This window comes from Verrucomicrobiia bacterium, assembly GCA_035946615.1.
Classification (GTDB): Bacteria; Verrucomicrobiota; Verrucomicrobiia; order Limisphaerales; family UBA8199; genus DASYZB01.
Genome location: DASYZB010000122.1, coordinates 1 through 5806, shown reverse-complemented (window position 1 = coordinate 5806; position 5806 = coordinate 1). Strand labels below are relative to the sequence as shown.

6 protein-coding genes are annotated in these 5806 nt (G+C 57.9%); 1 reads left to right on the top strand and 5 read right to left on the bottom strand.

Annotated elements, in window-relative coordinates; genetic code table 11:
• The coding region (locus VG146_18230; GenBank protein HEV2394293.1) for a hypothetical protein at window positions 1-412 on the top strand (412 nt) is incomplete at its 5' end.
• 13 nt (window positions 413-425) lie between these two features.
• Here the strand turns inward: VG146_18230 and VG146_18225 are convergent.
• The 5 genes from VG146_18225 to VG146_18205 form a co-directional block, all read right to left on the bottom strand.
• Window positions 426-851 (bottom strand): type II toxin-antitoxin system VapC family toxin, encoded by a 426-nt coding sequence (locus tag VG146_18225; GenBank protein HEV2394292.1) that lies wholly within the window; start codon window positions 849-851, stop codon window positions 426-428.
• Entirely contained in the window at window positions 838-1086 is a 249-nt protein-coding gene (locus VG146_18220; GenBank protein HEV2394291.1) for a type II toxin-antitoxin system prevent-host-death family antitoxin, read from the bottom strand. Before VG146_18220 ends, VG146_18225 begins: the two co-directional genes overlap by 14 nt.
• A gap of 84 nt (window positions 1087-1170) precedes the next feature.
• On the bottom strand, window positions 1171-1992 hold the full coding sequence (locus tag VG146_18215) for a transposase (protein ID HEV2394290.1): 822 nt from the start codon (window positions 1990-1992) through the stop codon (window positions 1171-1173).
• Between the two features lie 236 nt (window positions 1993-2228).
• Window positions 2229-3140 (bottom strand): hypothetical protein, encoded by a 912-nt coding sequence (locus VG146_18210; protein HEV2394289.1) that lies wholly within the window; start codon window positions 3138-3140, stop codon window positions 2229-2231.
• Between the two features lie 267 nt (window positions 3141-3407).
• Window positions 3408-5393, bottom strand: coding sequence for an alpha/beta hydrolase family protein (locus VG146_18205; GenBank protein ID HEV2394288.1), 1986 nt, complete (start codon window positions 5391-5393; stop codon window positions 3408-3410).
• Between the last annotated feature and the right edge of the window lie 413 nt (window positions 5394-5806).

Sequence of the window (5806 nt, the reverse complement as noted above, 5' to 3'; positions counted from 1 at the left end):
GGCGCTCGTCGCCACGCCCGCATCCGCAGCTACATCTCAACTCTCCGCAAACACGGCCTGCCCGTCCTCGAATACCTCCGCCTCGCTCTTGATGGCCGCCCTTTCCTGCCTCAAGGCGCAAAATCGACCTGAGCAGTTACGCAAGTTGATTGCAGCAGTCAATGGCGGCGGCATTTACACATGGCAAAGCACGCCCACGCCCGTCCTCAACATTAAGCCCTCTGGCGCCAATTTGCTCCTTTCGTGGACCGTGCCCTCGATGAACTTTGTTTTGCAGGAAAGCCCTGATCTGACCACCGGCATCTGGTCAAACGTGACGGCAATCCGGACGCTCAGCTACAGCAACCTCCAATACCAGGTCAGCCTGCCAGCGCCAGAGGGAGGCTGGTTTTTTCGCCTGATCTCGCCGTGAGCGCCGTATGGTCTCAAGCTGGGCTCTTTAACAAGGGATTGAAGCCAGCCTGGGTGAAATGATGATCGGTGGTGAACGAATCCCGGATTTTTAATTCTCGCATCAGCGCGAAGCTGACGCAATCGGTGAAAGACCATTCTTTGTCATCGTGACGGGAAAACAACTCTGCAGCAGTGACGAATCGGTCGGCATCAATCCATTCAACACGCAAGGCTCGGCTCCCGAGAACCGTTTTAAGAAAATCGGCAGCCGCGGCATGGCTGTGGCGCTTGAGCAGGAGAGTGGCGGTTTCATCAACGATGTAATCGGTCGTGAGAAATCGGCCCTTCTTGCGCGCCAATGCGGATTGCAATTGGACGGCGCGGTGGTGGTGTTCGTCTGAAGCGTCCCACAGGGCTAGAAAGCCGGCAGTATCGATTAAGACCTCAGGCGCGGCCATAAAGGATTTTGTCTATGCCAGCGTGAAGAGTTTCGCCTTGAGGACTTGGAAGCGCGCGCTGTCCGATCGTTAGAAATGGATCCGTAGCTGGACGGGCAGGACCTTCGGTTAGAACCGGCTCCAAACGCGCTGCAGGCCGGCCGCGGTGGGAGAGAAGGAATCTCTCGCCCTTGGCGACGCGGCGCAGGATGCCTTCGGCGTCTTTCCGAAAATCCAGCATGGTAACCGTTTTCATTTATTCAACTTTAAGTTAAACTTCATTAACGGGCAAGAGCCTCTTAGATATCGTTGAAGGAGTCAGGATCTCAGGTTTGAGATTTCATATTTCAAAAAGGGCGCACGGATGATTCCCGCAGGGACCTGACATTTTCCGGCAAAAAACGGGAACGGACGAGTGGGGGTCAGAATAGCTTATTTTAACTGACATCGGTATCATAGCTGTATCATAGCATCGGTGTTTACGATAGAGCAGGTGGCTCACATCACCCGCTGAGCCCATGCAGAGTCGATCTGCGATCCAGTCCAGGGTCATGGTGGTCTGGTTTCGCAAGCGTGCGGCAATCTTTACCTTTGCGGGGTGTCCCTTTGGATGGCGTTCCAGCTCCAGCGCACCCCATCGCAAAGCCCGGAGCTCCTGGCTCACGATTCGTTCCGCCTTGCCCTGGGCACTCTGAAAAACTTCCTCCCCGACATGGCGCGGACCGGCCTGATGTTCCACTTGTGCCAGCAGTTCTTGACGGAATTCCTCGCTGCCAAGATACCAGCCTTTGGGCTGGTATTCTCCCAAACCCTCTGCCCGGCGGCGGGCTTCCATCAGACCGGCCAGTTGCCCGCGCCCGGCGGTGCTGTCTTTGGGAATGCCCCACTCACCCAGGAGCCGGTCCACGCGCAGCCAGCTTGGGCGCAGCGAAGGCTCCTGGAGGTAAAGGGGATAACTGCTCCAGCAAACCACCAGATGAAAGTGATTGTTCATGAGGCACCAGGCGTGGACCTGCCAATCGGTTTTCTCACAGGCTTGGCCAAGGGTATCAATGAATTGGTGGCGGTCCAGGTCGTCCAGGAAGATCGGCTCGCGGCGGTCGCCCCGGTTCATGGCGTGGTAAATAGCCCCAGGGTATTGAAGTCGCAGCTTCCTTGCCATTGAAAGCCAGCATGCGATGGAGTTGCGCAAACGTCAAGCGCCGAAGATGCTGAGCGCAGTCAAGATGAGCTGTTCTGACCCCCACTTTGCCGCGTGATGGTTTGGGCATGGCCCGAGCGCTAATTCTCCTGATGGTGCTCTGCGCGGTTGCATGGAGGCGGTTTTGGAATTAACGGCCCCGATGAAAGCCCGAGAGGGCATCGTGTGGTGATGGCTTGAGAATATTAATTGGGCGGTCATCGCACGGTTCGCTGCGGTCGGGTGTTAGGTGGCGTGATGGCTAAATTGAAACTTGTCGTCAAACCAAAAGGTGCTTCCCGTAAACCGTGGCGCACTCGTGACGATTGAACGAACCGCTCCACTGCCGCATTCAGCCAATATGGATTGGATGCCCTAATCTCCGTGCCGTCCGGTGAATGAATAATGACATAACCACTCGCAGAAGACTTCGGAGCAAATTCATCCATCTCGACCCACACGCATGACGGCTGTGGGCCGTTATCCGAAATCGAGAATGATGCGGCAACTGACTTCGCGAGCTTTTCGGCTGCGGCCCTGGTTTCTGCCGATGCATCGTTCGAGACGACAACCTTCGGACATATACGCGCCCACCAATACCAGTCGGAATATGAACTCCCAAAAACCTGCACCATCCTGTCCACCTGAGCCAATCGGGGACTATGAGACGCAGCGCACCGATCTCTGGCAGCTTCAAGCCCTGTGCGGTCATGCACCAAGAATGCCCGGGTGGCGGTAACATAGTCGTTCCAGTCGGGCCACAGCTCCGGTAAACTACTTGAAGTCGTAGCTTTATCCAGATGCCGAACGGCACGAGCTGTTTGTCCATCCAGCGCAAACAGCATCCCTGCATGAAGGTGAAGGAATTTCTGTTGACCTGGGCCTAACTCCCGGTGTCCGCGGAGATAATCCTCAATGAGACTTGCCGCCCTTCGATAGTCGCGCTGGTCGAATAACCATCGCCAGCCCAAACCGAAGGACTGGTCAAACTGGGCGTAAGGGAGTGAAAGCGCTGTTGCCCGGTTGAAACTCTCGGATGTGGCACCAACAAGTAATCCGCTGGCGAGCGAGGAAATGAATACGATTGGCCAGGAAAGTCGCCCAGTCTGACGCATATACTTAACAGACACCGCCACAAACCATATTCCTGCTCGCCAGGGATGACAAAGCCGCATAACCTCTAGCAGTGTATCCTCCGTGCCGGCGTTTTACAACTGACCAAGTTTCAGGTGACGTTGAGGCCACCGTCCCGATCAGGTTTCGGGTTTGCAGGAACGGCCACGGGTTCATGGGTGCTCATCGAGCACTGACGCCACCGTCACCATTCAATGCCGCATTGGTAGCGACCTCCGGGTCAATGGCCTTTAGAGCCTGAGTATTCCGCGGCTCTTCGCCGGTCAATTGAAGTGCAGTCGCGGGCCCAGGACGTCCAGCGCCTGCTGGATATCCCACGTCTTGAGGACGTTGAGGTAGTCGGGCCCATCTCGGTGCGATTTTGGCACGTCACCCAGCTCCAATTCCGTGAGGTCTGGCTCGAACAACGCGGCGTAGGCGCTGTTAACCGCCATTGGCCCGGAAGCCTGTGCGGTAATCACCGCATCACGGTATGGTGCGAGGGACCTCAGCGACCTGGCCGCGCAACGGATATCCCAAACGCGCATCCCGTCCAATGTTTGGCCCAGCAACATAAACCGCCGGCGTATCTGGATTGCGGTTTTTGAGTCGGCTGCCCAAGGAGTGGGCTCGATGCCGCGCGGAGCAAAGAAAGCCAGGGCGGCCCGCTGAGCTTCCATACGCCGGCGCAACGGGACACAATCCACGGGCGAACTTGAGGTTTGCCAGAGGGCCCTTTCGGGTGAGTTGGTCCAGTCAGAGCTATCCAACACTTGCAGAATGATGAGTTGTGGTTTTCGGACCCTCACATCGTTCACAACCACCAGCGGCCGCTCGATCCCCGGTTGGGGAGAGACGATGTAGCGTCGAATGCGCACTCCATCCGCCTTCCGGTCGTCTGTCAAAGAAATCGTGGCCGGCGGCGGCTCGGCCGGCCAGCCGCCGAATGTTTTCTGGCGCAATGTGGCCAGGCAATTGGCCTCCCAGCGCCGGCGCTCTGGAGACCCGGCCGGGGAAGCGGGCGGCTGGGCCTGGGCTACGAAGTATTCCTGGATTTTGGTGTTGATCTCATCAGGAGGCAACTGGTCGAAGACCCGGAGTTGCTCGGGCGAAAAGAAGCGCTTTGCAGCCATTTCGATGAGCGGGTCCTGGCCTTTGAGATAACGATTGAACCAGCGAAAGACCGGCAGTTGAAGGTCCTGGGTGTCAGCATGCGGGCCGTCTGTGATGAGCAAGCCCAGCTTGTTGGTCTGGCCGTAGAGCTGGTAAATGCGCCGAGTCTGGAAGTAGAGCCGCACCACGCCGTCCAGGGGGAAGAGGGTGTCTTTGTCCGAGTTGGCGATCAGGAGCGGCCTGGGGGCGATGAGGGCAGCCAATTGCGGGAAATCCCAGCGATAGGTGTTCACGAAGAACATGCAATCGCAGTGGCCTTCGACCGCGCCATCCACCACCTGGTTCTGGAGGTCAGTCATTCCGGCTACAGGGGCGGCCACCTTCACCCGCTCATCCAAGGCGGATACCGTCCAGGTATAGGAGCCGCCGCCCGAGCGGCCTGTCATGCCGATGCGCTCGGGGTCCACTTCGGGCCGGGTGCAAAGATAATCCAAGGCCCGGATGGCAAACCAGGCCTCGACCCCGGCAGGGGTGTATCCGCGCGCATTCCACCACCACTGGCCCAGGTTGTAGGTCCCATGATGGATTCCCTGGATCTCGCCCAGTTGGAGCGTATCGATCATCAGGCAGACATACCCATTGCGCGCGAACCAGGCGCCGTGGTGCTGATAATAGGCCTTGCAACCGCAACTGACCCCATTGGTCACCACCCGGCTGTGGCCGCAGACGTACAGAATAGCCGGCCCAGGCTTGGACAGGTGTTTGGGGAGATACAAGTTGGCGGTGACATACAAATGCGGCGAAGCCTGGAAGTACAGTTTCTCGACCGTGAACTCCTCCTCTTCGAGCTGGCCTGTGATCACCGGATGCAACTCGGTCCGCTCAGGCAGCGGCCACAGGCCGAGCATTTCCTGGAGTTGACGCCGCAATTCCGCGCGGCGCGTTTGCCAGTCCTGCAGAGACGATATCCCGGCCAGACATCGCCTGGAGAGCAGGGCCGTTTCCTGGCGGAAGTACGCGCCAAAGGCCGGATCATCGGCCTCATTGCGTGGAGACGCTGCCTGGGCCCGGAGCGGCCGGGCAGGAAAGCAGAGCACCGCACAACTCACCAGCAAGGGGAAGGGGTTCATGCGTCCACGGACCAATGTCTTTCGCATAAAACCAGACTCTCAGATCTCCGGTGGCTTTCAATTCGAATTGGCATTTATCAACGCTAAGGATTGCGCTGGGGAGCGCGCCCGCCTCGGGCGCTGCCGACGCCGCCCTCGGCGTCGGCATGTTGTATCTATTGTAGCGTCACCTTTTGGTGTTTCGGTGTTTCGCACTGCGTTCGGCGCGAGGCGCGCCGAACAGCGCCCGAGGCGGGCGCTCTCCCCGAATAGGCACTGAATCGTTCCGAGGGGGGGGTCAGAACAGAATGGCGCTTAGATAGAGCCTGTCCCAAAAGCGGGGTTTTTGGCGATGATGGAAATGCAACTAATGAATGTATTCGTAATGATAAGCTACACTAGGCATCAGTGCCAATTCACCTCGTTAGCATGTCGAAATCCGCTGGTCCAGTACACACCGC

Bases quoted from the DNA above. Each gene is read 5' to 3' on its own strand.
- VG146_18225 (HEV2394292.1), bottom strand. From the start codon at position 851: ATGGCCGCGCCTGAGGTCTTAATCGATACTGCCGGCTTTCTAGCCCTG.
- VG146_18220 (HEV2394291.1), bottom strand. From the start codon at position 1,086: ATGAAAACGGTTACCATGCTGGATTTTCGGAAAGACGCCGAAGGCATC.
- VG146_18215 (HEV2394290.1), bottom strand. From the start codon at position 1,992: ATGGCAAGGAAGCTGCGACTTCAATACCCTGGGGCTATTTACCACGCC.
- VG146_18205 (HEV2394288.1), bottom strand. From the start codon at position 5,393: ATGCGAAAGACATTGGTCCGTGGACGCATGAACCCCTTCCCCTTGCTG.